This is a genomic window from Pseudomonas plecoglossicida NBRC 103162 = DSM 15088, from assembly GCF_000730665.1.
In the GTDB taxonomy this organism is placed as follows: domain Bacteria; phylum Pseudomonadota; class Gammaproteobacteria; order Pseudomonadales; family Pseudomonadaceae; genus Aquipseudomonas; species Aquipseudomonas plecoglossicida.
Map to the genome: position 1 here is coordinate 55,717 of NZ_BBIV01000025.1, position 21,445 is coordinate 77,161.

Consider the following 21,445-nt stretch of genomic DNA (forward strand, 5'->3'; position numbering starts at 1 on the left):
AAGCGTTGCTGTGGGTGTATACATCCAATAGAACAGCCTGCAAAAAGGCGAACAGAACTGACCGTGGAGTTGACCGATGGGGTGGTGTGCACAGGTAGTGCAATGGATGTCGGCGGTGGTCAGGGCAAGTGTGCTGGTGTTGGCGCTCTGCAGTGCCGGCCTCGGCGGGGTTGCGTTTGGCGACGGGCAGTTGCCTGTCCAGGCCAAGGACCGTGAGGGCTATGCCGATGCCGGCAGTTGCCAGTCCTGCCATGCCGAACAGGCCGCGCAGTGGCAGCATTCCGACCATGCCTGGGCGCTGCGCGATGCCAGCGTTGGCAACGTGCTGGGCAACTTCAATGACGTGCGCTACGACCAGGATGGGGTCAAGGCACGCTTCTATCGAAAGGGCGACAGCTTTTTCGTCAATATCGACGGCGAGGATGGCAAGCCAGCCGACTTCAAGGTGCTCTACACCTTTGGCTACGCGCCCTTGCAACAGTACCTGGTGGCGCTGTCACGGGGGCGTTTGCAGGCCTTGACCATCGCCTGGGACAGTCGGCCGGCGGAGCAGGGGGGGCAGCGCTGGTTCTCGCTGTACCCCGGCCAGCGCTTCACCCCGGACGACCCGCTGCACTGGACAGGGCGTTACCAGAACTGGAACGGCATGTGCGCCGATTGCCATTCGACCGGGCTGGCCAAGCACTACGACGATGCCAAGGACAGTTTCGCCAGCACCTGGCAGGAAAAGACCGTGGGTTGCCAAGGGTGTCATGGCCCGAGCCAGGCGCATGTCGACTGGGCAACCCGCAACCCGGGCGCATCGCCTGCCCAGGGTCTGGCCGTGAACTTCAAGGCGCTGGGCAGCAAGGGCCTGGTGGAGCAGTGCGCCTATTGCCACAGCCGGCGGCAGGGGCTGGGCAGCGGCCAGATGCCAGGGCACCCGCAGCTCGATCAGAGCCTGCCGGCCACCTTGCGCACCGGCCTGTACCATGCCGATGGGCAGATCGACGGGGAGGTCTACGAGTTCGGCTCGTTCGCCCAGAGCAAGATGTACGCGGCGGGTGTCGGCTGCACCGACTGCCACAACCCGCACACCACCAAGGTGCGCATCGAAGGCAACGGCCTGTGCCTGCAATGCCACAACACCCAGCCCAACACCGCGCGCTTCGCCGGCCTGCAGGCCAAGGACTACGACAGCCCCGAGCACCATCACCATGCCGCCGGCTCGCCCGGGGCGCAGTGCGTGAACTGCCACATGCCGAGCAAGGACTACATGGTCGTCGACCCACGGCGCGACCACAGCCTGCGCATACCCCGGCCTGACCTTGCGGCCCAGGGCATTGGCCCGGACGCCTGCACAGCCTGCCACAAGGACCGTCAGCCGGCCTGGGCTGCCAGCGCGATCGACAGCTGGTTCGCCACGCCCAAGCGCCCGGCCCATTACGGCCAGAGCTTCCACGCCGTTGCCGAAGACCCAAGCACCACCCTCAGTCGCCTGGGGTATGTGCTGGCGGACAAGAGCAACCCTGCCATCGTCAGGGCGACCGCTGCGGACCAGTTGGCGGACCTCGGGCCTGCTGCCAGCAGTAACCTGCGCTGGGCCTTGCAGGACAAGGACGCGGTGGTGCGTGCCTATGCGGTGGGCGGTTTCAGTCGCTTGCCGGCTGAGCAGCGCGTTGCGCCCCTGCTGCCGCTGTTGCAGGACCCGACCCTGGCGGTGCGCGACGAAGCCGTGCGCGCCCTGGCCGATGTGCCGGCCGAGCAACTGCCCGAGGCCAGCCGCCAGTCGTTCGCGGCCATGCTCGGTGAATACGAACAGCGCTTGCGCGGCAACGCCGACCTGCCTGGCGGGCGGCTCAACCTGGCGGTACTGATGGAGCGCCAGGGCCGCACCGAGCAGGCGATGGAGCAGTATCGCCAGGCATTGCGCCTGGACCCGTATTTCGTCCCGGCCAGGGTCAACCTGGTCACCCTCGCCAGCAGCCGTCAGCGCCTGGACGAGGCCGAGCAGCTGCTGCGCGAAGGGGTGGCGCTGGAGAAGATGCCGGCGCCTGACCGCGGCAACCTGGCCTACATGCTCGCCTTGCTGCTGGTGGAGCGCGGCAAGTCTGAAGAGGCGCTGGGCTGGATGGAACAGGCCGCGGTGGCGTTGCCGGGCAATACACGCATTCGCTACAACCAGGGCTTGCTGCTGTCGCGCATGGACCGCCGTGACGATGCGCTGCAGGCCTTGCGCAGCGGCTTGCAGCAGGCGCCGGAGGATGCGGACTTGTTGTATTCGTTGATCTACCTGCATGCCCTGGCCGGGGAGCGGGAACAGGCCTGGCCGTATGTGCAGAAGATGCGTGAAGTGGCACCGGACGATCAACGGCTGCGGGCGATCGAGCCGTATTGGCAGAAGCAGCCTTGAGGTTTATTGGGGCCTGGCTTGGGACTTGGGGTGGGACGTAGATCGAGCGCCGCCCGCGCGGCGCTCGATCTACGTCGCATCCGAAAACCATCGCCATACCCGTCTGCCCCACCATGTTCTCTTCACGACACCCCATTGCACCCCAGCCGTGCCCAGCTAGATTTACCGGACCAACCCCCACCAGGATCCATTGCCCCGTGAACACCCATGAACACGTCCAGGCCCTGGAAGCCTCGGTCGCGCAGAAGGTCCTTGGTCAGGCCGAAACCATTCGCCATGTGCTGCTGGGCCTGCTCGCCAACGGCCATGTGCTGCTCGAAAGCCTCCCGGGCCTGGCCAAGACGCGCACGGTAAAAGCCCTTGCCACGCACCTGGAAGCGCAGATGCGGCGCATCCAGTTCACCCCCGACCTGTTGCCGTCGGACATCACCGGCGGCGAGATCCTGCAGCAGACGGCCGAAGGCAGCAGCATCCGTTTCCAGCCCGGCCCGCTGTTCGGCAATGTCATCCTCGCCGACGAAATCAACCGCGCCCCGGCCAAGGTCCAGGCGGCCTTGCTCGAGGCCATGGAGGAACGGCAGATCACCGTGGCCGGGCAAAGCTACCCGATGCCCGGCCTGTTCATGGTACTGGCGACCCAGAACCCCATCGAGCAGGAGGGCACCTACCCGTTGCCCGAAGCGCAGATGGACCGCTTCCTGATGAAGGTGCAGCTCGACTACCCCAACCCGGAAGACGAAACTCAGGTGCTGCGCCTGGTGCGCGAAGAGGACCAGGCCAGCCATGAAGGTTCGACCGAGCCCGCGCGCCTGGCCCAGCAGGTGATCTTCGATGCCCGCCGCGAGGTGGCTCAGGTGCATGTCGCGCAGGCCATCGACCGCTACCTCATCGACCTGGTCAACGCCACCCGCCATCCCGCCGACTACGACGCCGACCTGGCGCGCTGGATCAGCATCGGTGCCAGCCCGCGCGGTGGCATCAGCCTTGACCGGGTGGCCCGGGCGCATGCCTGGCTCAACGGCCAGGATTTCGTCTCGCCGGACAATGTGCGTGCCGTGGTGCACCCGGTACTGCGCCACCGCCTGCAACTGTCCTACGACGCGGTCACCGACGGCGTGGGCGCCGACCAGGTCATCGACCGGCTGTTGGACAAGGTGGCCATTCCCGCCTGACGGAGAGGCCCATGCCTGTGAACAGCATTGCCGCCGACGGCTTCGTGTATGCCTCGCTCGCTGAACTGATGGCGCTGGAGGGGCGTGCCCGAGGCTTGAGCTTCATCGCCCGCCAGCCGCTGTCGAGCATCCTGTCCGGCAACCATGCCTCGCGGTTGCGCGGGCGTGGCCTGAGTTTCGACGAATTGCGCCACTACACCCCCGGGGATGACCTGCGCCACCTCGACTGGCGGGCCTCGCTGCGCTATGGCAAGCCCTTCGTGCGCACCTTCACCGAAGAGCGTGACCGGCCCACCCTGGTGCTGGTCGACCAGCGCATGAACATGTACTTCGGCTCGCAGCGCTACTTCAAGTCGGTCAGTGCCGCGCAGGTCGCGGCGATCTGTGCGTGGATGGCGTTCCATGCCGGGGACCGGGTCGGCGGCATGGTCTTTGGCAACCAGCAGGTGGATTACGTGCGCCCGCTGCGCAGCCGGGCGCGGGTCGAGGCGTTGTGCAGTGCGGTGGTCAAGGCCAACCAGCGGTTGTCGGCGTTTGCCGCCGACGCTGAAAACGATGCGCAACTGGACAAGGTGCTGCGCAGCTGCGTGGCCTCGGCCGGCCACGACCACCTGATCTGCATCATCAGCGACTTTGCCGGCATTGGTCCGGACACCCTGCCGTTGTTGCGCCAGTTGCAACAGCACAACGACGTGATCGCCATCCAGGTCTACGACCCGATTGCCCTGCAACTGCCGGACAAGGGCCGGCTGAACGTGACCCAGGGCGCACAGCAGGTGGAACTGGAGGTCGGCCAGCGGCGCATCAACCGCCCGTTGGGCGAGTTCCTCGCCGGGCGCCTGCGCGATGTCGCCGAGCTGCTGCGTCGCAGCCAGGTGCCGCTGCTGCTGGTGAGCACCGGCGATGACAGCCTGGAGCAATTGCGCCGGGAGCTGGGCCGTCTGGCCCAGGTCCCGCGATGAGTGCGCCGATTCCGGCCATCGACCAGTTGCACGAACTGACGCCCGGCTCGCCGCCGTTCAGCTACCTGCCGCAGACCTGGGCCTGGCTGGTGCTGGCCGTATTGCTGCTGGGCGCGGTGTTGCTGTGGGGCGTGCTGCGCTGGCGGCGTTGGCAGCGTGACCGCTACCGGCGCGAGGCCTTGGCGCGGCTCGAGCAACTGGCCCGTGCCAAGGGTGAATCGCGCCTGGCCGGCCTGCGCGAGCTGCCCGTGCTGCTGAAGCGGGTGGCCTTGTCGATGCCGGATGCACCGCCCGTGGCCAGCCTGGGCGGCGAGCCCTGGCAGGCGTTTCTCGCCAGCCGTTCGCCTCATCCGTTGCCCGAGGATTTCGCCGATACCCTGCACCGGCTTGCCTACGCCCCGGATGACGACCTGCTCGCCCTGCCGGCGCAGCAGGTGAACGCCGTGTTCAGCGCCAGCCGAAGCTGGATCGAGGGGCACCATGTGGCAGTTTGATTACCCCTGGGTGTTCCTGTTGCTGCCCCTGGCCTGGCTGGCCTACCGCATGCTGGGTGTCTACCAGGAGAGTCGCAGCGCAGTACGGGTGCCATTCTTCTCGGCGATGAGCCGTGCCGTGGGCAAGCAGCCGGGCGATGCGAGCGCCAGTGGCGGGCGAGGGCAGTTGCTGCTCAACCTGCTGGTCTGGGCGCTGGTGGTGGCCGCCTGCGCCAGGCCGGTGCTGGTGGAGCGGCCGATCCAGCGCGAACAACCCATGCGCGACATCATGCTGGCCATCGATATTTCACAGTCCATGGAGGCCACCGACTACACCAACGCCAAGGGCGAGCGCACCGACCGCCTGAGTGCGGTAAAGGCGGTGGTGCGCGACTTCATCGCCCAGCGCAAGGACGACCGCATCGGCCTGATCGTGTTCGGCACCGGCGCCTACCCGCAGGCGCCATTGACCCTGGACCACGCCAGCCTGCTGATGCTGCTGGATGAGGTCGGCATCGGCATGGCCGGGCCCAACACCGCACTGGGTGATGCGATCGGCCTGACCATCAAGACCCTCGTCGCCGACAAGACCCCGGAGAAGGTGCTGATCTTGTTGACCGACGGCAACGACACCGGCAGCGCCATCACGCCCGACCACGCAGCGCGCCTGGCCCGGGACAACCGTATCGTGGTGCATACCATCGGCATCGGCGACCCGCAGGCGACCGGTGATGCCAAGGTCGACCTGGCCACCCTGCAGGCGATCGCGCGCACCACCGGCGGGCAGTTCTTCCGCGCCGACGACCGCCAGGCACTGCAGCAGGTGTATGCCACCCTCGACCGTCTGACCCCGCACCAGGTCAAGACCTTCAGCCATCAGCCCAAACGCGACCTGTTCGTCTGGCCACTGGGCGCAGGCCTGACCTTGTTGCTGGCCGGCCAGTTGCTGGCGTTGCTCCGGGCAAGGCTGGCAGGCCGTCAGCCAGCACCGGTGGAGACGCAATCATGACCTTCGACCTCGGTGCGTTCCACTTCCTGCGGCCGCTGTGGCTGTTGCTCATGCTGCCCGGTGTGCTGCTGCCGCTGCTGTGGCTGCGTCGGCATGACCTGCGCCGCCAACTCGACGGCATCATCGCCCCGCACCTGGTGGCGCACTTGCTGATCACCCCGCAGGAAAAGCGCCGGCTGCGGCCCGTGCACCTGCTGGGCGCGATTCTGATATTCGGCGCCCTGGCAGCCGCTGGGCCCACCTGGGAACAGGACCTGCCCGATTTCCTCGACGACCGCGCGCCGCTGATCCTTGCCGTGGACCTGTCACCCTCGATGGACGCCGATGACGTGCCCCCCAGCCGCCTGGCAGCCGTGCGGCATACCCTACACGACCTGGTGATGCGCCGTGGCGGTGCGCGGACCGCGCTGGTCGCCTATGCCGGCAGCGCGCACCTGGTGTTGCCGGCCACCGACGATCCGGCCTTGCTCGACACCTTTATCCAGGCGCTGGCCACCGACCTGATGGGCAAGCCCGGCAAGGATGCCCTGGGGGCTATCGACCAGGCGCTCAGGCTGCTGGATGCGGAAAAAGCCCCGGGCAGCCTGGTGCTGCTGACCGATGGCGCCGATGCCAGCCAGTTCGACGCGATTGCCAAGCGCCTGGCCGGCAGCCCGCTGCAGGTGCTGGTGCTGGCGGTCGGCAGCCAGTCCAGCGGTCCGTTGCGCGATGCCCAGGGCCTGCCCAGGCTCGACGCCCAGGGCCGGCCGGTACAAGGCGATTTCGATAGCCAAGGCCTGCAAGGGTTGGCCAAGGCGGCGGGTGCGCCGCTGGGCAGCCTGTCGCTGAACGACGATGACCTGGACTGGATCGAGCTGCATGCCCAGCGACATTTCAAGGCGGCCAGTGGCCTGGATGCCCAGTTGCACTGGAAGGATGCCGGCTACTGGCTGTGCTGGCCGCTGTTGCTGCTGGTGCTGTTCAGCGTGCGCCGAGGCTGGCGGGTGAACTGGCTGCCAGGCCTGTTGCTGGCGCTGCTGCTGGGGGGGGCGGCAGAGCCTGCGCGGGCCGGGGCACTGGCCGATGCGTTTTTCACCGCCGACCAGCAAGGACGTTGGGCGTTCGACCACGAGCACTATCCGCAGGCGGCGGCGCGCTTCCACGACCCCTACTGGAAAGGTGTCGCCGCCTACCAGGCAGCCGATTTCCAGGCGGCGCTGACCAGCCTGGGCAAGGTCGACACGGCACCGGCCTGGTTCTACCAGGGCAACAGCTACGTGCGGCTGTTCAAGTTCGAGCAGGCCATCGCCGCCTACCAGCAGGCCCTGCGCCTGCAGCCGCAGTTTGCCGAAGCCAAGGCCAACCTGGCGCTGGCCGAGGCACTGCTCAAGGACTACGAGGACCAGCAAGAAGCCAGCCCGCCCAATGAAAAACCCGACAAGGTGGTGGAAGACCAGACGCCCGCCGCAGGCGGTCAACAACAGCAGCAACAGACCCCGCAGGCGGCCTCCGACCAGCTCTGGCTGAACAACCTGACCACTTCGCCGGCGCAGTTTCTCAAACGCAAGTTCGCGTTGCAGGATGCCGCGAAGGAGGCACCATGATCCGTTGCGCCTTGTTCATGTTGTGTTGCCTCACCGGCTTTGTGCATGCGGCCGAGCCTGAAGTGCGGGTGCAGGCACGGCTGGTGCCGGCGACGCCGATCATGACCGGGGCCACGGTCAGCCTGGAGGTCGACCTGCTGGTCGACACCTGGTTCACCGACGCGCCGGTGCTGCCGGCCCTGCAACTGGCGGGTGCGGTGGTGACGCCGCCCAGTGGCGAGGCCCAGCACTTGAACCAGCGACTCGACGGCAAGGCCTTCTTCGGCTTGCGCTATCGCTACCAGATCACTCCCACCACGGCGCAGCGTTTCAGCATTCCGGCATTGGCTTTTGTCGTCCAGCCCGGCCAGGCGAGCGCGGCGCTGACCGTCCACAGCCAGCCCCTGTCGTTCGAGGCCAAAGGCACCGCCAGCACGGCAGGCGAGCAGCGCCTGGTCGCACAGACGCTGGAACTGACCCAGAGCATCGAGCCGTCGCACAGCCCGTTGCGGGCCGGTGACAGCATCACTCGACGCCTGCATGTCGTCGCCCCCGGTGCCCAGGCGATGTTGATCCCACCGCCGCACTTTGCCGAGGTCGATGGCCTCAAGCGCTATGTGCAGACGCCCAGCGTCACGCCGCTGAGCGATGGTCGCGGTGGCATCCTCGGGGGGCAGCGCGAGGACAGTGTCAGCTACGTGGCCAACTCCGCCGGGCACTACCGCCTGCCGGCCATCGAGGTGCAATGGTGGGATGCCGCCACGGGCGAGCCGCACACGGCCTCGGTGCCCGCGGTGGAGGTGGTGGCCGAGGCAGGCAGCTACCAGGCGCCGTTCTCCCTCGCTGAAGACCTACGCGCACTGGGCCAGGGCACCCAGGTCAGGATCGCCAGCCACTGGCTGTTGCTGCTGGTACTGCTGCTGGTGCTGGGCGCCGTGGCTTGGGGCGGCCGCGAATGGGGGCGGGCAAGCTGGCAGTGGTTGCGACGCTGGCAGACCAGGCGGCGGCAGGCCTGGCTCGACTCCTCCGGCTACGCCTGGCGCCGGGCGCGGCAGCAATGCGCCAGCCAGCCGGCGCGGCTGGACGGCCTGTACCTGTGGGTGCGGCGCAGCGCGGGGCGGCGCACCCTGTCGTCAAGTGAACATCCCTCGGCCGAGCATTCGGAGCACGATTTGCTAGCCTTTTTCGAGGCTGGCTATGGTGCCCAAGCTGAGCACGGGCTCAGCTCGGGTGAGCGCAGGAAACTGATGCAGCGCCTGCGCCAGGGGCCAGCAACGGGCCAGGCCACTGCTTCGAAAAGACACGGGCTTCATGATCTGAATCCCTGAGACTGCTCATTCAGGTAAGGACAGCACAGCATGCGCGAATCAAAGGCCCACATTGCCCAGCGTGGCCTGCTTTACCTGTTGTTGTTGCTGCTGCCGGCGCTGGCCCAGGCGGCGGACCCTCTGCCGTCCTGGCGCGAAGGGTCTTCGCGCAGCGCCATCGTGGCCTTCGTCGAAGCGGTCACTCAAGAAGGCGGCCCGGACTATGTTGTGCCGGGCCAGCGCATCGCCGTGTTCGACAACGACGGCACCCTGTGGAGCGAGCAACCGCTGTATTTCGAGGTGCTGTTCGCCATGGACGAGGTCAGGCGCCTGGCCCCCGAGCATCCCCAATGGCGCACGCAGCAACCGTTCAAGGCGGTGCTCGAGAACGACCACCAGGCACTGGCAGCCCAGGGCATGGACGGCATGCTCAAGATCGTCGCCGCGACCCATTCGGGCATGAGCACTGCAGACTTCATCGCCCGCAGCCGTAGCTGGCTGGCCAGTGCCCGCCACCCGCGCACGGGCAAGCCCTACACCGAAATGGTGTTCCAGCCGATGCTGGAACTGCTGGCTTACCTGCGCGAGCACGGTTTCAAGACCTACATCGTTTCCGGTGGCGAGGTGGCCTTCATGCGGGCCTTTGCCGAAGAGGTGTACGGCATTCCCCCCGAGCAGGTGATTGGCACCACGCTGGGTGCCACCTACCAGGACCAGCAGGGCAAACCGAGCGTTCAACGCCTGCCCAAGGTCGTGCACAACGACGATGGGCCGGGCAAGCCTGTGAGCATCGACTCGATCATCGGTCGCCGGCCGCTGCTGGCGTTCGGCAACTCCGATGGCGACCTGCAGATGCTGCAGTGGACCATGGCGGGCGAGGGCAGGCGTTTTGCCGGCCTGGTGCACCACACCGACGCCCATCGCGAATGGGCCTATGACCGCACCAGCAAGGTCGGGCGCCTGGACAAGGCCCTCGACCAGGCGCAGGCCAAGGGCTGGACGGTGGTGGACATGGCCAGTGAGTGGCGTCGTGTGTACCCCTTCGAGGCGCCATGAGGATTCAAAAACCAACCGCAGGCGTACGGGGCCGGGCGAACCGCCAGCAACCCTGGTACACGCAGTCGTGGACGACAGCAGTGACATGAAACGGAGAGCGTAGCTATGAAGTCCAGTAGAGCATGGTTGTCGATGGCTGCCCTCGCAGCCACGGCAACGTTAGCGGCAGGGCTGGCCAATGCGGCGGACAAGCCGAACATCCTGGTGATTTTCGGTGACGATATCGGCCAGACCAACATCAGTGCCTATGGCAAGGGCGTGGTCGGTTACCAGACGCCGAACATCGACCGCATCGCCAGGGAAGGCATGTTGTTCACCGACTACTATGCCGAGAACAGTTGTACGGCAGGGCGGTCGACCTTCATCACCGGCCAGTCGGCGCTGCGCACCGGCTTGTCCAAGGTCGGCATGCCCGGCGTACCGGTCGGGCTGCAGGCGCGGGACGTGACCATTGCTCAGGCGCTCAAGGCCGAAGGCTATGCTACGGGACAGTTCGGCAAGAACCATTTGGGCGACCGTGACGAATACCTGCCCACCAACCATGGCTTCGACGAGTTCTTCGGCAATCTCTACCACTTGAACGCCGAAGAAGAGCCGGAGCGCCCTTATTGGCCGAAAGACGACACAGAGTTCGTCAAGGCGGCGTCACCACGCGGTGTGATCAAGTCCAGCGCCGATGGCAAGATCGAAGACACCGGTGCCCTGACCAAGAAACGCATGGAAACCATCGACGACGAGACCACCCAGGCCGCGATCAACTTCATCGACAAGCAGGTCAAGGCCAACAAGCCGTTCTTCGTCTGGATGAACACCACCCGCATGCACGCCTTCACCCACGTGCGCGAGTCGATGCAAGGGCAGAGCGGCATGGTCGGCAACGACTATGCCGACGGCATGCTGGAACATGATGGCGATGTCGGCAAGCTGCTCAAGACCCTGGACGACCTGAAGGTCGCAGACAATACCATCGTCGTCTACACCACCGACAATGGCCCGAACCAGTGGTCCTGGCCAGATGCGGCGACTACCCCGTTCCGCAATGAAAAGAACTCCAACTGGGAGGGTGCCTTCAGGGTGCCGGCAATGGTGCGCTGGCCAGGCAAGATCAAGCCTGACACGATCAATACGCAGATGATGTCCGGGCTCGACTGGTTCCCGACCCTGCTGGCGGCAACCGGCGATACCGATATCAAGGACCGCTTGCTCAAGGGCGCCGATGTGGGGGGCAAGAACTTCAAGGTCCACCTGGACGGCTTCAACCAACTCGACATGCTCACGGGCAAGACCGACAAGAGCGCTCGCTCCGAGTTCTACTATTTCAACGATGATGGCGAACTCGTGTCGATGCGTTATGGCGACTGGAAAATCGTCTTCTGCGAGCAACGTGCGCCCGGTGGCTTCGCAGTCTGGAGCGAACCGTTCACGTGTCTGCGGGTTCCGAAGATGTTCAACCTGCGCATGGACCCGTACGAGCGCGCCGATGTGGTCTCTGACCAGTACAACGACTGGCTGACCAAGAACGACTACCTTGTCTTCAACGGCATCAAGAAGGCCGCCGCTTTCCTGCAGACATTCGTCGACTATCCTCCCAGCCAGCGGCCTGCAAGCTTCAGCATCGACCAGATCCGTGCCGATGTGGACAAGAAGATCGAGGAGAAGATGAACAAGCAGTGACCCGCTGAACGCTTGCACGATCCCTGCGGGAGCCGGCTTGCCGGCGATAGGGCCAGCCTGTTCGGGCCCTGTCGCCGGCAAGCCGGTTCCCACAAGGCAAAGGGCTTTTGCAGTGCTCAACCTTCACCTGACAAGGGCTTCGTGCATGGCATCACCAGCAGTATCCTCCGCAGTCACCGACTCACCGCGAGCCAAGGCACATCTTTCGGTGCTGGTGCCGGCAGCGTTGCTCTTCCTCTCCGGCGCCGCCGGCCTGGTCTATCAAGTCCTCTGGATCAAACAACTGTCGCTGGTGGTCGGCGTGGAAGTGCACGCCGTGGCCACCGGCATCAGTGCCTTCTTCGCAGGCCTGGCCCTGGGCGGCCTGTTGTTCGGGCGCTGGGCGGACCGCTTGCAGCGCCCGGTGATGCTCTATGTGTGCCTGGAACTGGCCGTGGCCCTGCTGGGTATCGGCGCCACGCTGGCCCTGGCCAATGCCGCGGGGCCGTTTGCGCGCCTTGAAGGCAGCGCCGGCCTGTTCGCCTGGGCGCTGCCGTTCACCTTGGTCGGGCTGCCTGCCTTGCTCATGGGCGGGACCTTGCCTGTGCTGGTACGCGCGCTGGCACCCGCCACGGGGCAGTTGGCAGAGGCGGGCGGCCGGCTGTACGCGGCCAACACCGCAGGCGCCATCGCCGGCACCTTGCTGGCAGCGTTTGTGCTGCTGCCCCACCTGGGCGTCACCGGCAGCGCCTGCGCAGCGGCTGCACTCAACCTGCTGGCCGCCCTGGGTGCCTGGTTCGCGCGGCGCCGCGATGCTGCGCTGCCTTTACCAGCCACGCCGTCGTCGACCCCACGCAGTGCGCAGGCGCGGCTCGCCATTGGCCTGTACTGCATCGCCGGTGGCGTCGCCTTGGGTTACGAAGTGGTGTGGAGCCAGTCGATCGTCCCGTTCATGAGCACCCGGGCGTTCGCCTTCGCCGTGGTACTGGCCACCTACCTGGGTGGCCTGCTCGCTGGCAGCGCCGTGTATGCCCGGCGCGCCGACCGTATCCGCGATCCCTGGGGCCTGTTCGGCCTGCTGATCGCGTTGGCCGGTTTGCTGGCCCTACTGCAGCTGGCCGGGCTCGGGCGCTGGCTGGTGCTGGCGCAGACCCAGGCGGAAATGCTCGCCTTGCAGCTGTTCGGCAGCGAACTGGTCGGCATGTGTGCGCGTTTCGCGACAGCTGCGCTGTGCATGGTGCTGCTCCCGACCACCCTGCTGGGCGCCGCCTTCCCGCTGGCCCTGCGCCTGGTGGTGGACAGTGGCCATGTGGGGCGTGATGTGGGTGCGGTGGTGGCGCTCAATACCTTGGGTGGCATCGTCGGTGTGCTGCTCACCGGCTTCGTGCTGGTGCCGCAGTTGGGTCTGGTGCGCGCCTTGGGCGTGCTGGCCGGCCTGGCGGCGCTGGTCGGCCTGCTGGCGGTGTGGCGGGGTCACGGGGTGGGGCGCCCGGCAACCCTCGGCGTGATCGCCACGGCGGCGGCCACGTTGTTGGTGACCTTCCTCACACCACCCCAGCGCCTGGCCGAACTGCTGCCCGGCGCGCGCAACGGGCAGCTCACTTACTACCACGAGGGCAAGGGCGGTACCGTCGCCGTGGTCAAGCAGGGGCGCCCGGGTCAGACTTTCAGCCGGCTGTACATCCAGGGCGTGTCCAACACCGGCGATGCCATGCCATCGCTGCGCTACATGCGCCTGCAGGCCTTGTTGCCGTTGCTGATCCACCGTGGCGAGCCGCGTTCGGCGCTGGTCATCGGCTTCGGCACCGGCATCACCGCCGGGGCGATGCTGCGCTACCCAGGGCTGGAGCGCCCGGTGGTGGCGGAACTGCTGCCCGAGGTGCTGCAAGCGGCGCCGCACTTCGCCGGAAACTTCGCCGCCGTGACCGACCCGCGCCTGGATATCCGCCTGCGCGATGGCCGCCGCGAACTGCTGCGCAGCGAGGAGCGCTACGACCTGGTGACCCTGGAGCCGCCGCCACCCTCGGCCGCCGGCGTGGTCAACCTGTATTCGCGCGACTTCTACCAGCTGGCCGCCTCGCGCCTGCAACCCGGCGGGCTGGTGGCGCAGTGGCTGCCCTTGCCGACCCAGAACGAAGAGGACAGCCGCGCCCTGGTGCGCAGCTTCATCGAGGTATTCCCCCATGCGTCACTGTGGTCGACCGAGTTCCACGAAATGCTCCTGATCGGTTCGCTGCAGCCCATGGAGCTGGATGTGCCGCGGATTCGCCAACGCCTGGCGCAAGCACCGGTGGCCTCGGCCCTGGCCGAGGTCGGGGTGGATTCGGTGCAGGCGCTGCTGGCGACCTGGATCACCGATCGCGCCGGCCTCGAGCGTTTCGCCGCCAATGCCTTGCCGGTGACCGATGACCAGCCGCGCATCGAGTACGCCGGCTGGGCACGGCCACGGGAAATCACCCGGGTGCTGCCGACCTTGCTGGCGCTCAGGGGGGCGCCGCCATTGCAGGGCGCCGAGCCTGCGTTCGCCAGCGCGGTGAACGACCGCTGGCGGGCCCTCGAGCGCTTCTACAGCCTCAGCCTGCATGCCTACAACGGCAACCGCCAGGCCTGGGCGGTGGAGGCCCGCGAGCTGGCCCGCAGCGACGGCGACAACCCCTATTTCCGCTGGTTCCTGGGGCCGGGCTCACGCCAGTGAACCCTGTGCTATCACTAGAGGAATGCCGTTCGTCCGTGTGCCCAGGGAGTGTGCAATGAACCACCTTTTTCGCCTGCTGCTGGTGTGGCTGCTGCTGTTGCCCGCGGTGGGGCAGGGCAGTGACACAGCCGGCAGCAACGCTGATGGCGTACCCGCCGATCCGGCCGAGCTGGTCATCGCCAATCGCAGCATCTTCACGTTCAATGCCACGCTGCTTGGCGAAACCCCGGCAGCACGCGTGCAGCGAGCCAAGGCGGTGATCGAGGAGGCCCTGCGCGGCAACGACGACCTGCAGGTCAGTGTCGACAAGATTCTCAACAGCCACATGGTGCTGCTCGGCGGCCATCGTGCCTTCATCGTCGCGCCGCTGGACCTGGGCGTGAATGGCGGTGACACGCGCCTGGCCGCCGAGCAGGCCGCCGCAGAACTGCGCCAGGTGGTGGAAGAAACCGGGGAAGCGCGCAGCCTACGGTTTTTGCTCAAGGCGCTGGGCTGGTCGGCACTGGTGACCGTGATCTTCGTGGGGCTGATCAAGGCCGCCAACTGGGGCCGACGCAAGCTGCGCGGGGTGCTGACGCAGTTGATGCGCGAACGCGCCAAGCAGATTCGCGTCGGCCAGTTGCCGCTGTTCGACATGCAATACGTGTATTACCTGACCGATCGCCTGCTGCGGCTGGTGTACTGGGTGGTGGTCTTCCTGTTCAGCTACCAGTGGCTGAGCTTCGTGCTGTCGCAGTTCCCCTATACCCGGCCGTGGGGTGAAAGTCTCAACGTGCACCTGCTCGATCTGCTGCGCTACTTGCTGCACGGCATCCTGCAGGCCATCCCCGGCATTGCCGTGGCGGTGATGATTTTCTTCATCGCCCGGGGTATCAGCGGTTTCAGCCGGCGCATGCTGGAACGTATCGCCCGCCCGGGCACAGTCAAGTGGCTGACCGAGGAAACCCTGCAGCCGACCACCCGCCTGACTTCGCTGGCGATCTGGCTGTTCGCCCTGGTGATGGCCTACCCGTACTTGCCAGGCTCGGGCACCGATGCCTTCAAGGGCCTGTCGGTACTGCTCGGCCTGATGATCTCCCTGGGGGCTTCCAGCGTGGTCGGGCAGGCCGCGGCGGGGCTGATCCTGACCTACTCGCGCACCTTGAAGGCCGGCGAGTACGTGCGGGTGGGCGACAACGAAGGCACGGTGACCGAAGTCGGCATGTTCAACACCACCATCCGTACCGGGCTGGGCGAGGTGCTGACCTTGCCCAACTCGATGATCACAGGCTCGGTGACGCGCAACTATTCGCGCGTGGTCCAGGGCCAGGGCTATATCGTCGATACCGTGGTCACCATCGGCTATGACACGCCGTGGCGCCAGGTCGAGGCGATGCTGGTGGAGGCGGCCGAACGTACCGAAGGTATTGTCGCCAAGCCCAGGCCGCAGGTGTTCCAGACCGGGCTGTCGGACTTCTACCCGGAGTACCGCCTGGTGGCCCAGGCCGTGCCCAGCGAGCCGCGGCCAAGAGCGGAGCTGCTGAGCCTGCTGCATGCCAACATCCAGGATGTGTTCAACGAGTACGGCGTGCAGATCATGTCGCCGCATTACCTGGGTGATCCGGCGCAGGAGAAGCGGGTACCACGGGAAAAATGGTTCGCCGCTCCGGCCCGCGATCCTTCCACGAAGCCGGACGACCAGCCGGGCTAGAGGTTGGCGATCTGCAAGTCGCCGTACTGCCGGCGGTGCTCCAGCGGCGTCAGGTCGAACCAGCGCAGGTGCGCGCGGCAGAACGAGGTGGTGCGGCGATAGCCCAGTTCGCTGGCGATCTGCCCCACGGTCAGGCTGGTCTTGCGCAGCATCTGCTGCGCCTGGCGGCGGCGGATGGCGTCCAGACAGTCCTCGAACTCGATGTCGTCGCAGGCCAAGTGGCGTTGCAGGGTGCGCGGGTTCATGTCCAGGGCCATCGCCACCTGTTCCAGGGTGCAGCGTTGAGCAGGCAGCAGCATCTGGATCTTGCGCTCTACCGAGGCCAGCAGGCTGTCGCACGGCAGGGCCTGGTTCTCCAGGAAATGGCGGACGATGGCGTGCAGGTCGGGGTCATGGTGCACGCAGGTCTCCTCCAGCACGTCTGCCGCCAGCACCAGGCTGTTGTGGGTGTGGCCGAACAGTACCGGGCAGTCGAAGTAGCGCAGGTAGCCCGCCGCATCGCCCAGCGCCTGGTGGCGGAAGGTCACGGCGCGGGGGCGCAGGGGCGTGCCACGCAGTTCGTTGATCAGCAACCTGGCGCCCATGACCGACTTTTCGACGATCTGTGGCGTCTGCTCGGAGCCGGGCAGGCCGTTGTCGAAGTACAGCAGGGCCTGGCCGGCGCGATGTTCCAGGCGAAATTGAATGGCCGGGCTGTAGTGGCGCATGTAGCGGATCACGGCCACCAGGGCGTGGCCGACAGTGGGTGCCGAGACCGCCAGGTGGCGCAGCGGGCCGACCAGTGTCGTGCCCTGGCGCAAGGCGAGTTCAAGGCCGAAGCGCGGCAGGCTGAGGGCCTGTGCGCTGCCTTCGAGTAATTGCACGACGCTGATATAGGGCAGGGTCTTGCCATAATTGCCGACCACATCCAGGCCGATCTGCAGCGGGGCCAGAAAGTCCTGCTGCAGTGCGCCGTGCTCGGCCAGTAGCTGATCGAAATGCAGCAGAGCGCTGCCGCGAATGCTGTCCATGATATCGCGCCTCGATGGCCGAGCGTGGAAGTGCTACGCCCCACTGCAGGCTCGGCCCTGCAGTGGGGTGGGGCGGTTTACTTTCTCAGAGACTGGAACGAGCTGACCATGTCCTTGGCCCAGCCATCGAGCACAGCCTTGGCGTCCTTGGCCTGCATGACCTGGGACGAGTTCTCGAGCTCCGTGCCGGCGCCTTTGCGCACCACTTCGGCCACCACCTGGTTGGTCTCGCCGTCGAGGAATGCGGCTTCGGTGGCGATGCTGGTGTCCTGGTCGCGGATACCGGTGGCGGTGCTGATACCGGCGGCGATCAGCGCGATCGGGATGACTTCATACGGGCGCAGGCTCTTGGTCTGGGCACTGACGGCGGTGATCGCCGGGCGCACTACCAGGACGCGCGGGCCTGGGCTCTTGGCCAGCGGCAGTACCTGGGAGAAGTGGTTCTTGAGGGTCTGGTCGTAGTAGTTGGTGATGCCCTGCAGGGTGGCTTGCGGCACCTTCTCGGTCGGTTGCGGTTTCGGGTAGAGCTGGCTCGGTTCGATGTAGACGCTGCTGTAGCGCTTGGCGTCGATCCCGGGCTTGATCCAGCGCATCACCGGTGCTCCGGAAGGCGACTCGCCTTCCTTGAGAATGCTGTAGTCCTTGAGGAAGCCCGAATACTGGTCGGACTCCACGTACTTGCTGGCACAGCCTTGCAGCATGAGCGTTGCAAGGCACAGCGATGCAGCTAACGACTTGGTATTCATGCAGCTTCTCCTTCTTACGATGATCGATGTCCTGCAGCCGCGAAGCGTGCCTCAGAAACGCCAGGTCGCGCCAGCCCCCAGGATGTGCAGCGCACTGTTTTCAGTATTGCCCGAAAGGGTTTTGCCAGAGCGTGCCTTGGTCTGCTCGATGTCCATGTCGCCGAGCCAGACCAGGGTGTAGGCCATGTGCAGGTCCAGGCCTTCTTCGAGCTGGTAATTGACCCCGGCCGCCAGCCGCCAGGCTTCGCCCATGGGGTTGTCGACGGTGCGGTCCTTGTCGTCCACGGCCGAGCTGTCGTAGCCAAGGCCAAGGCTCCAGCGCCATTGCCGGGTGGCCTGGTACTGTGCGCCCACCGAGGCGTGCCAGGTGTCCTTGTACTGGCGGTCGACCGTGCGGCTGGTGCCGCCGGCGTTGCTGTCGACTTCCACGCCGACGTCGCCGAACTCGCTCCAGTCCTGCCAGTTGAGGCTGCCGAGCAGGGTCCATTGGTCGTCCAGTTCATGGGCGACGCTGAAGGTCACCGTCTGCGGCACGTTGAGGTCGAGCTCCAGCGAGTCCACGTCCAGGCGACGCAGGGCGGCGTTGAGCAGCGGGTTGTCGATGTCCTTGAGGTGCGGTTTGTCTTCGAACTCAAGCTTGACCTTGCTGGTGTAGGCCAGGCCCACGCGGGTGCGCGCATCGACCTGATAGAGCAGGCCGAGGTTGACGCCGGTGCCGACATCGGTGTCCTTGTATTCCAGCTGTCCGTCAGGCCGGTCGGCCAGGCCCAGCAGGTTGTTGTTGATGGCCATTTCGGTGCGGTAGTAGCCGAGCATGATCCGCGGGCCGATGCCAATGGAAAGGTCGTCGGTGAACTTGTAGGCCAAGGTCGGTTGAAAGGACACACCGATGATTGCGGCCTCTTGCGTGAAGTAGCGGCCAGCCCAGTCGTCGTCGTAATCCAGGGCCAGGCCGAAGTTGCCGTACATGCCAAAGCCGATGGCCGAACGCTCGTCGATCTGGTGGCTGACGAACAGGCTCGCGCCGGGCAGGTATTGCAGCGAATTGCCGCCCTCGTTGCCGTCGAACTGGTTGTTGCTGTCGCGGGAGAAACGCAGGTCGCCGAGGATTACCTGGGCGTTGGCACTGAGCTGGGTGCCCTTGAGCCGGGTGATGCCCGCCGGGTTGCTCATCAGCACGCTGGGGTCGTTGGCCAGCGCGGCGGAGCCGGCGTTGGCCAGGCCGTTGCCTTCCTGGCCGGCTTCATAGATGAGGATACCGCCGGCCCAGGCGGGGTTGCCCAGGCACAGGGTGATCAGGGCCACGGCCGACGCGAGCCTGGCAGGCGACCCCGCATTGGCGCCCTGTGCCGAGGCGTTTGGATAAAGGTTCATGTCGGTTACTCCGCTGCCCATGCCGTCGCTGTCGATGTCCATTCGCCTCGGTGGCACAGCGGCAGGGCCGAGGCCCTGCCGCTGTTGGATCACACATCAAGGCGTGACGATCGGCCCAGTCGCCACAGGCGTGAAGGTTTTTCCAGGTGGCGGTCACGGTTCAACGATTTAGCACTCAATTTCATCACAAACTCCTTTTGGACTAACGTGCTGTACCGTGCGGTAGCTACCAGCAAAATCTTGAAGCGACCCAGGCAGATTAGCTGCGTTCAACTTCATGCCCTGCTTGCGCGTATGCTCTTTTCGCGACATCCGAACGAAATTGAATAAGAAGCAAACCGTGGGCTTGGAATAAGTACTTTAGACGACACCTGACAACCGGCAAGTTTGTCCAGGTTGTCCAGCAATGAACTGTTGTGGAAGTTTTCCGCTTATACCTTTCAGCAGTCAGGCAAAGGCGATGATGATAGGCCCGCAAACGGCCAGCAATACGTTGGAAACCGCATAACAGACGGTAAAACCGATGACCGGCGTATTGCTGCCGGCCTGTTCGATGATCATGCCGATGTGGGTGGACAGCAGACCCACCAGCGAGCCCAGCACCAGCCCCAGGGCATGCAGGGCAATGTCGCTGCGGTAGCTCGCTTGGCGGATGCGCCCTATCTGCGCGGCCAGGGCTTCGACGCTGGCGGCGCGCCCGGTCAGGCTGATGACATCGCCACGGCGCAGTACCGTTTCCGGCAGCAGCGGCAGGGGCAGGCCCTGGCGGGTGATGCCGGTCAGGAAGCAACCCATGCGCTCGGCACCGGTCAGCGCTGCCTTGACCTGGTGCAGGGTACGACCGGCCAGGTGCCGGTTGGTCAGCACGATGTCCGCGCTGCGGGTGGGGAACGACAGGCTGTCGGGGTGATCGACCTCCGGGCCGATCCAGTCGTGAAGGTCGCTGACGGCCTCGCGCAGGGCGTAGATGCCGAGGATGTCGCCACATTCCAGGACTTGCGCGGGGTCGCGTTCGAACGCTTGCCCGCCACGGGTGATGCGCTCGACGCTCAGTGACGGGTGCCGCGCCTCGATGTCGGCAATGCTCAGCCCGATGGCCGTGGCAGCACCCAGGCGATGGGCGCGCACCACGATGCGCGTGTAGGGAATGCTGATGGCGTCTTCGTTGCGCTCGATGCCCAGTTCACGCTCCAGTTCCTGGGCACTGGCGCGCAGGTCGACGCCGAGCAGGCGCGGCGCCAGGCTGCCGACGAAGACGATCAGGCCGACGGTACCGAACACATAGGTGATGGCGTAGGCCACGGCCATGTGGCTGTTGAGGGTGGTCTTGGCCGCCTCGTCCATCGGCAACTGGGCGATGGCACTGCTGGCGGTGCCCATGATCGCGGTGTCGGTGAGGGCCCCGGCGCCCAGGCCGGCGGTAAAGCCTGCATCGAAACCATAGACGGCGTTCATCGTCAGGATCACCGCCAGTGCGGTGGCGCACAGCACCACCGACAGCAGCACCAGCTTGAGGGTGCCGCGATTGAGGCTGCCGAAGAATTCCGGGCCGCTCTTGAACCCGACCGCGTAGATGAACAGGGCAAAGAACACCGACTTGAGTTCGTGTGGCACCTGCAGGCCGACCTGGCCGATCAGCAGACCCATCAGCAGCGCCCCGGCCACCGAGCCGAGGTGGAAGCTGCCCAGCTTTACCCGGCCCAGCAAGATACCCAGGGCAATGGCGAGAAATACCGCTATTTCCGGGTTGGTGCGCAACGCTCTCAGGGCCAGGTCGATCATCGAACGCTCCTTCGGTCCAGACCTGCTTGAGTATGCGCACAAACGCAAAGGCGGCCACGCCTGTCAGCAAATGTTCAGGCCGGGCGCTATCGCAACCGCAGCAAACGATCCAGCGACAGTGCCCCGGCACCCCGCCCAATCAGCAGCAGGAGCAGGCCGGCCCAGGACACGTGAGTGGGCCAGGCATCGGGGTAGACGAACACTTCGATCACCGTAGTCATGCCGAGCAAGGCCAGGGCCGATAGCCGAGTGAACAGGCCGAGTACCAGCAGGAGCGGGAACAGGTGCTCGGCGTAGGTTGCCAGGTGCGCGGCTACCCAGGGTGACACCAGCGGCAGTGCATATTCGGTCTGGAACAGATCGTAGGTGCTTGGCGTGATGCTCAACAGCCCCTCGACCTTGGTGCGGCCGGACATGAAGAAGACCGAGGCGATGCCCAGCCGCGCCACCAGGCTCAACAGGCTGTCGCTCAGCCAGCCTTGCAGGTGGTCGGCCAGGCTGTTCCAGCGCTGGCGCAGGGTGTGGGTGGGGGCGTTGGAACGGATTGTGTCCATGGACGTTA

The 21,445-nt window shown here is 65.9% G+C and carries 16 protein-coding genes; 11 read left to right on the plus strand and 5 right to left on the minus strand.

The genetic code is table 11. The features are described 5' to 3' along the window. Positions 1–76: 76 nt before the first annotated feature. The 11 genes from PPL01S_RS15815 (at position 77) to PPL01S_RS15865 (ending at position 15,971) form a co-directional block, all read left to right on the plus strand. Positions 77–2,392 (plus strand): tetratricopeptide repeat protein, encoded by a 2,316-nt coding sequence (locus tag PPL01S_RS15815; RefSeq protein ID WP_100933462.1) that lies wholly within the window; start codon positions 77–79, stop codon positions 2,390–2,392. A 197-nt stretch (positions 2,393–2,589) separates the two neighbouring features. Next, positions 2,590–3,564: an AAA family ATPase gene (locus PPL01S_RS15820; RefSeq protein ID WP_016395129.1), complete on the plus strand. Its 975-nt coding sequence runs from the start codon at positions 2,590–2,592 to the stop codon at positions 3,562–3,564. A gap of 11 nt (positions 3,565–3,575) precedes the next feature. Further along, positions 3,576–4,526 carry a DUF58 domain-containing protein gene (locus tag PPL01S_RS15825; protein ID WP_016395128.1) on the plus strand — a complete coding sequence of 317 codons (951 nt, stop codon included), beginning with the start codon at positions 3,576–3,578 and terminating at the stop codon, positions 4,524–4,526. Continuing rightward, entirely contained in the window at positions 4,523–5,020 is a 498-nt protein-coding gene (locus PPL01S_RS15830; protein WP_028624925.1) for a DUF4381 domain-containing protein, read from the plus strand. Before PPL01S_RS15825 ends, PPL01S_RS15830 begins: the two co-directional genes overlap by 4 nt. Then, positions 5,007–6,008 (plus strand): vWA domain-containing protein, encoded by a 1,002-nt coding sequence (locus tag PPL01S_RS15835; protein WP_028624924.1) that lies wholly within the window; start codon positions 5,007–5,009, stop codon positions 6,006–6,008. Before PPL01S_RS15830 ends, PPL01S_RS15835 begins: the two co-directional genes overlap by 14 nt. Next, entirely contained in the window at positions 6,005–7,591 is a 1,587-nt protein-coding gene (locus tag PPL01S_RS15840) for a VWA domain-containing protein (RefSeq protein WP_028624923.1), read from the plus strand. Before PPL01S_RS15835 ends, PPL01S_RS15840 begins: the two co-directional genes overlap by 4 nt. Continuing rightward, entirely contained in the window at positions 7,588–8,898 is a 1,311-nt protein-coding gene (locus tag PPL01S_RS15845) for a BatD family protein (RefSeq protein ID WP_028624922.1), read from the plus strand. The genes PPL01S_RS15840 and PPL01S_RS15845 overlap by 4 nt, the downstream gene beginning before the upstream one ends. A gap of 30 nt (positions 8,899–8,928) precedes the next feature. After that, on the plus strand, positions 8,929–9,933 hold the full coding sequence (locus PPL01S_RS15850; RefSeq protein WP_028624921.1) for an HAD family hydrolase: 1,005 nt from the start codon (positions 8,929–8,931) through the stop codon (positions 9,931–9,933). Positions 9,934–10,038: 105 nt separating this feature from the next. After that, positions 10,039–11,607, plus strand: coding sequence for an arylsulfatase (locus tag PPL01S_RS15855; RefSeq protein WP_028624920.1), 1,569 nt, complete (start codon positions 10,039–10,041; stop codon positions 11,605–11,607). 145 nt (positions 11,608–11,752) lie between these two features. Continuing rightward, positions 11,753–14,281 (plus strand): fused MFS/spermidine synthase, encoded by a 2,529-nt coding sequence (locus tag PPL01S_RS15860; RefSeq protein ID WP_028624919.1) that lies wholly within the window; start codon positions 11,753–11,755, stop codon positions 14,279–14,281. A gap of 55 nt (positions 14,282–14,336) precedes the next feature. Continuing rightward, positions 14,337–15,971 (plus strand): mechanosensitive ion channel family protein, encoded by a 1,635-nt coding sequence (locus tag PPL01S_RS15865; RefSeq protein ID WP_028624918.1) that lies wholly within the window; start codon positions 14,337–14,339, stop codon positions 15,969–15,971. On the opposite strand, the gene PPL01S_RS15870 is transcribed toward PPL01S_RS15865, so the two are convergent. The 5 genes from PPL01S_RS15870 to PPL01S_RS15890 form a co-directional block, all read right to left on the minus strand. Then, positions 15,968–16,981 (minus strand): AraC family transcriptional regulator ligand-binding domain-containing protein, encoded by a 1,014-nt coding sequence (locus tag PPL01S_RS15870; RefSeq protein WP_016395119.1) that lies wholly within the window; start codon positions 16,979–16,981, stop codon positions 15,968–15,970. The two genes, PPL01S_RS15865 and PPL01S_RS15870, sit on opposite strands and share 4 nt — an antisense overlap. A gap of 77 nt (positions 16,982–17,058) precedes the next feature. Beyond that, positions 17,059–17,727 (minus strand): DUF3313 domain-containing protein, encoded by a 669-nt coding sequence (locus tag PPL01S_RS15875; RefSeq protein WP_016395118.1) that lies wholly within the window; start codon positions 17,725–17,727, stop codon positions 17,059–17,061. A gap of 51 nt (positions 17,728–17,778) precedes the next feature. Then, on the minus strand, positions 17,779–19,101 hold the full coding sequence (locus PPL01S_RS15880) for an OmpP1/FadL family transporter (RefSeq protein WP_042156226.1): 1,323 nt from the start codon (positions 19,099–19,101) through the stop codon (positions 17,779–17,781). 447 nt (positions 19,102–19,548) lie between these two features. After that, entirely contained in the window at positions 19,549–20,883 is a 1,335-nt protein-coding gene (locus PPL01S_RS15885; protein ID WP_028624916.1) for an aspartate-alanine antiporter-like transporter, read from the minus strand. Positions 20,884–20,969: 86 nt separating this feature from the next. Beyond that, positions 20,970–21,437 carry a DoxX family protein gene (locus tag PPL01S_RS15890; RefSeq protein WP_016395115.1) on the minus strand — a complete coding sequence of 156 codons (468 nt, stop codon included), beginning with the start codon at positions 21,435–21,437 and terminating at the stop codon, positions 20,970–20,972. Positions 21,438–21,445 lie beyond the last annotated feature (8 nt).

Excerpts from the sequence above, each read along its gene's own strand:
- PPL01S_RS15840 (WP_028624923.1), top strand. The coding sequence starts at position 6,005 with ATGACCTTCGACCTCGGTGCGTTCCACTTCCTGCGGCCGCTGTGGCTG.
- PPL01S_RS15880 (WP_042156226.1), bottom strand. The coding sequence starts at position 19,101 with ATGAACCTTTATCCAAACGCCTCGGCACAGGGCGCCAATGCGGGGTCG.
- PPL01S_RS15885 (WP_028624916.1), bottom strand. The coding sequence starts at position 20,883 with ATGATCGACCTGGCCCTGAGAGCGTTGCGCACCAACCCGGAAATAGCG.
- PPL01S_RS15845 (WP_028624922.1), top strand. The coding sequence starts at position 7,588 with ATGATCCGTTGCGCCTTGTTCATGTTGTGTTGCCTCACCGGCTTTGTG.
- PPL01S_RS15830 (WP_028624925.1), top strand. The coding sequence starts at position 4,523 with ATGAGTGCGCCGATTCCGGCCATCGACCAGTTGCACGAACTGACGCCC.
- PPL01S_RS15890 (WP_016395115.1), bottom strand. The coding sequence starts at position 21,437 with ATGGACACAATCCGTTCCAACGCCCCCACCCACACCCTGCGCCAGCGC.
- PPL01S_RS15835 (WP_028624924.1), top strand. The coding sequence starts at position 5,007 with ATGTGGCAGTTTGATTACCCCTGGGTGTTCCTGTTGCTGCCCCTGGCC.
- PPL01S_RS15855 (WP_028624920.1), top strand. The coding sequence starts at position 10,039 with ATGAAGTCCAGTAGAGCATGGTTGTCGATGGCTGCCCTCGCAGCCACG.
- PPL01S_RS15815 (WP_100933462.1), top strand. The coding sequence starts at position 77 with ATGGGGTGGTGTGCACAGGTAGTGCAATGGATGTCGGCGGTGGTCAGG.
- PPL01S_RS15865 (WP_028624918.1), top strand. The coding sequence starts at position 14,337 with ATGAACCACCTTTTTCGCCTGCTGCTGGTGTGGCTGCTGCTGTTGCCC.
- PPL01S_RS15860 (WP_028624919.1), top strand. The coding sequence starts at position 11,753 with ATGGCATCACCAGCAGTATCCTCCGCAGTCACCGACTCACCGCGAGCC.
- PPL01S_RS15850 (WP_028624921.1), top strand. The coding sequence starts at position 8,929 with ATGCGCGAATCAAAGGCCCACATTGCCCAGCGTGGCCTGCTTTACCTG.
- PPL01S_RS15825 (WP_016395128.1), top strand. The coding sequence starts at position 3,576 with ATGCCTGTGAACAGCATTGCCGCCGACGGCTTCGTGTATGCCTCGCTC.
- PPL01S_RS15875 (WP_016395118.1), bottom strand. The coding sequence starts at position 17,727 with ATGAATACCAAGTCGTTAGCTGCATCGCTGTGCCTTGCAACGCTCATG.
- PPL01S_RS15870 (WP_016395119.1), bottom strand. The coding sequence starts at position 16,981 with ATGGACAGCATTCGCGGCAGCGCTCTGCTGCATTTCGATCAGCTACTG.